General features: G+C 71.7%; 4 protein-coding genes. 3 read left to right on the top strand and 1 reads right to left on the bottom strand.

All coding sequences use genetic code 11. The features are described from left to right. Together AOK18_RS17680 and AOK18_RS17675 are read left to right on the top strand one after the other, a co-directional pair. Nucleotides 1-647, top strand: a 647-nt coding sequence (locus tag AOK18_RS17680; RefSeq protein WP_167738702.1) for an RDD family protein, incomplete at its 5' end; no start/stop codon positions are given. A 144-nt stretch (nucleotides 648-791) separates the two neighbouring features. After that, on the top strand, nucleotides 792-1,532 hold the full coding sequence (locus AOK18_RS17675; protein ID WP_055572035.1) for an RDD family protein: 741 nt from the start codon (nucleotides 792-794) through the stop codon (nucleotides 1,530-1,532). Between the two features lie 55 nt (nucleotides 1,533-1,587). On the opposite strand, the gene AOK18_RS17670 is transcribed toward AOK18_RS17675, so the two are convergent. Further along, a complete protein-coding gene (locus AOK18_RS17670; RefSeq protein WP_055572034.1) occupies nucleotides 1,588-1,881 on the bottom strand; it encodes a hypothetical protein in 294 nt (97 codons plus the stop codon). A 380-nt stretch (nucleotides 1,882-2,261) separates the two neighbouring features. Here AOK18_RS17670 and AOK18_RS17665 point away from each other — a divergent pair. Then, on the top strand, nucleotides 2,262-4,178 hold a 1,917-nt coding region (locus tag AOK18_RS17665), incomplete at its 3' end, for an immune inhibitor A domain-containing protein (RefSeq protein WP_079105067.1).

The following is a 4,178-nucleotide window of genomic DNA, read 5'->3' as shown; positions in this document are numbered from 1 at the left end:
CAGGACGACTGGCCGCCCCCCGGCCGCTGACGAGCGGTCACGGGGGCGGCCAGTCGTCCTGGGCGCAGCAGGCGCACCGGCTCGCGGACGGGGAGGAGGCGCCGGTCGCGCCGTGGAAGCCACCGGTCGAGGACGTCTTCCAGGCCGCCGCCAGACGTCAGGCCTCGGCCCGCCCCGCGGGACTCGGCAGGCGGCTGACGGCGCGGCTGCTGGACACCGTCGTCCTCGGCGGCGTCACCGCCCTGGCCGCCGTACCGCTGGGCATCGCGGCGGCGGACCACGTCGACGGGAAGATCGACGCGGCCAGGCTGTCCGGCCGGACCGTCACGGTGTGGCTGCTCGACGGCACCACGTCGGTGTACCTGGGCATCGTCCTCGCCGTCCTCCTCCTCGGCGGTGTCCTCTACGAGGTGCTGCCCACCGCCAAGTGGGGCCGCACCCTGGGCAAGAAGCTGCTGGGCCTCGAGGTGCGGGACATCGAGGGGCACGACGTGCCCGGGTTCGGCGCGGCCCTGCGCCGCTGGCTGGTCTACAGCATCCCGGGAGTACTCGTCGTCGGTGTGGTGGGCGTCCTGTGGTGCCTGTTCGACAAGCCGTGGCGGCAGTGCTGGCACGACAAGGCCGCGCACACGTTCGTGGCGGGCTGACCCCGGCCGCAAGCACGGGGAACCGGGCGGGAACGGACGGGGAGTCACCCCTTCGGACCGGCTGCGCGGGCGGGCCGCGGCGCCGGTACTCCGGACGGCGGCTCGCCGGATGCGCGACCGGGGGGTTCGCGGTCGACTCGGGCCATGAGTACCGAACCGCCCCCCGGCTCCGGTCAGCAGCCGCCGGACGACGACCCGTTCAGGAAGCACCCCCCGTCCGGCGGCCGGCCCCCGCCGCAGCAAGGCGGCGGCCCGTACGGGAGCGGTGGCGGTGACCCCTACGGCAGCGGTGGCGGCGGTCCTCAGGGCGGTGGCACCGGCGGCCCGTACGGGGGAGGAGGCCCCTACGGAGGCGGCGATCCCTACGGAGGCGGCGGCCCCTACGGGGGCGGCGGCAGCCCGTACGGTCCCGGCGGCCCCGGCGACCCCCTCGCCGGGATGCCGCCCCTCGCCGACAGCGGCAGGCGCACCCTCGCCCGGATCATCGACATGGTCCTGGTGGGCTTCGTCGTCTGGCTGCTCACCTGGCCGTTCGGCGTGAGCGAGTACGACGTGAGCGGCGACCGGGTCGACGTGGGCAAGTCCTTCACCCAGTCCCTCGTCGCCGCGGTCCTCTACATCGCCTACGACACCGTCATGACCTCCCGCTCCGGGCAGACCCTCGGCAAGAAGTGGCTGAAGCTGCGGGTGGCCGACCTGTCCGACGGCTCGACGCCCTCCGTGCAGACGTCACTGACGCGCGCCGCCGTGCTGTGGATCCCGTTCGCGTTCTGCTGCGCCTGCGTGTGGACCGTGATCGCGGGCGGCTGGAGCTTCTTCGACAAGCCCTACAAGCAGGGCCTGCACGACAAGGCCGCCAAGACGGTCGTGGTCGGCACCGGGTGACACGGGACCGGCCGGCGGGCCCCGGGCGGGGGGCGTCCGCGGCCGGCCGCGGGCGTCAGGAGGCCGCCCGCTCCCGCACGGCCTCGCGGGCCGCCGGCACGCCCGCCGGCGAGGGGAGGGTCGCCCGGACCGGCTCCCGCGGCAGCGACCGCGGCACCGGGACGGGCCGGGACGTCGACCGGGGCGCCGCCACGGCCACCAGCAGCCCCAGGGCGAGCGCCACGACGACGACGAGCGCGATGCCCGCGCCCGAACTCGTCCCCGACACCAGCAGCAGGGCGAAGGCGGAGAAGACCACGGTGCACGCACCGTAGGCGAACTGAGCGACAGTCGGACGGGGCATGGCCATCGTGTCCTCGGGAGTCGGGGGGCTGTCGGCCTGGCGTTCCACCGGCGCAACGGTGTGCCGCCAAGCGACTCTAACCGCGAGGGTGCCCGAGCGGAACGCACGGTAAGCGTGACCTGACCGCCGGGCCTGGTGCACGGGGGGCGCACGGAGTCATCTCCCCGGCGAAACAGGCCCCGCGTGTCCGTAAACAGACCTTCGGTGTCCGTAAAAGGGACCCCGTCTCCGCATAATGCAGTTGATCTGTTCAAGTCAAGGTCTGTTTTTTCCGCTGAACCTCTAGTCAAATGTGGTCACTTGACTACACGCGTTGATCACGTGTGCGCGACCATCCGTCACCCGGACCCCACCTTCGCGCACGCGCACGCCAGAGGGGATCTCAAGTGACCAGTAGACCCTGGACGTTCAGAGCGGCCGCGACAGGCGTGGCACTCGCGGCGGTCACCGCCACCTGCTCTGCGTTCACCGTGGCCCAGGCCGACACGGCCGAAGGGGCCGACCGGCCTGCCGCCGTGGACCGGCAGGACCCGGCGGAGCACCAGCACGTCGAGCACGACCTCGAGGGCCCGCTCTCCAAGACGCGGGACGCCCAGCGCCAGGAAGCCCTTGAGCAGGTCATATCCGGCGAGTCCACGGTCAAGGACCGGGGTGGTTCGAAGGTCGTCGAACTCAAGGGCAGGGGCAAGGGCAAGAACGGCACCGGCAAGTACGTCGAGCTCGGCCGCGAGAAGACCGACAAGATCTTCACGATCCTGGTCGAGTTCGGCGACGAGATCGACAGCCGCTACGGCGGCACCCCCGGCCCGCTGCACAACCAGATCGCCGAGCCGGACCGCAGCGCGGACAACTCCACCGCCTGGCAGGCCGACTACGACCAGAAGCACTTCGAGGACCTGTACTTCGGCACCGGCAAGGGCGTCGAGTCGGTCAAGACGTACTTCGAGAAGCAGTCCTCGGGCCGCTACTCCGTCGAGGGCCAGGTCTCCGACTGGGTCAAGGTCCCCTACAACGAGGCCCGGTACGGCAACAACGCCTGCGGCGACAGCACCTGCTCGAGCGTGTGGAACGTCGTCAGCGACGGCCTGAACGCGTGGGTCGCCGACCAGAAGGCGGCGGGGGCGACCGACGCCGAGATCAAGGCGGACGTCGCGAAGTTCGACGAGTGGGACCGCTACGACTTCGACGGCGACGGCAACTTCAACGAGCCCGACGGCTACATCGACCACTTCCAGATCGTGCACGCCGGTGAGGACGAGTCCGCCGGCGGCGGCGCCCAGGGCGAGGACGCGATCTGGGCCCACCGCTGGTACGCCTTCGGCACCGACGCGGGCGCCACCGGCCCCGACCACAACAAGCTCGGCGGCGCGCCCGTCGGCGACACCGGCGTCTGGGTCGGCGACTACACCATCCAGCCGGAGAACGGCGGACTCGGCGTCTACGCCCACGAGTACGGCCACGACCTCGGCCTGCCGGACCACTACGACACCGCGGGCGGCGAGAACTCCACCGGCTTCTGGACCCTGATGTCCTCCGGCTCCTGGCTCGGCCGGGGCGAGGGGGAGATCGGCGACCTGCCCGGCGACATGACCGCCTGGGACAAGCTCCAGCTGGGCTGGCTGGACTACGACACGGCCAAGGCCGCGACGAAGTCCCGGCACAAGCTGGGCTACGCCGAGTACAACACCAAGGACAAGCAGGCCCTCGTGGTCGAACTGCCCGAGAAGGCGGTCACCACCGAGATCGTGCCCCCCGCCGAGGGGCGGACCCAGTGGTGGAGCGGCAGCGGCGACGACCTGCGCAACACGCTGACCCGTTCGGTGGACCTCACCGGCGCCTCCACGGCCGAGCTGACGCTCGACGGCTGGTACGAGATCGAGGCCAACTACGACTTCCTCTACGCCGAGGTCTCCACCGACGGCGGCGCCAACTGGACCGCCCTGGACGGCACGGTCGACGGCCGGCCGATCCCGCGCGACGGCAGCGACAAGCCGGCCCTGCACGGCACGGTCGACGGCTACAAGCCGCTGGCCTACCCGCTGGACGCCTACGCCGGCCGGAAGATCGACCTGCGCTTCCGCTACCAGACCGACGGCGGCCTGGCGATGAAGGGCTTCGCGGCCGACCGGATCTCGGTGACCGCGGACGGCACCGCGCTGTTCACGGACGACGCCGAGACCGCCGACGCCGCCTGGACGGCCAACGGCTTCTCCCGCATCGGCGCGTCGTTCACCAACGACTACGCGCAGTATTACATCGCCGAGAACCGCCAGTACGTGTCGTACGACAAGACCCTCGAGGTC

The sequence above is a fragment of the Streptomyces prasinopilosus genome (genome assembly GCF_001419695.1).
GTDB lineage: Bacteria > Actinomycetota > Actinomycetes > Streptomycetales > Streptomycetaceae > Streptomyces > Streptomyces prasinopilosus.
Note: the sequence above shows the minus strand (reverse complement) of the source record. Positions and strands in the feature narration are given on the sequence as shown.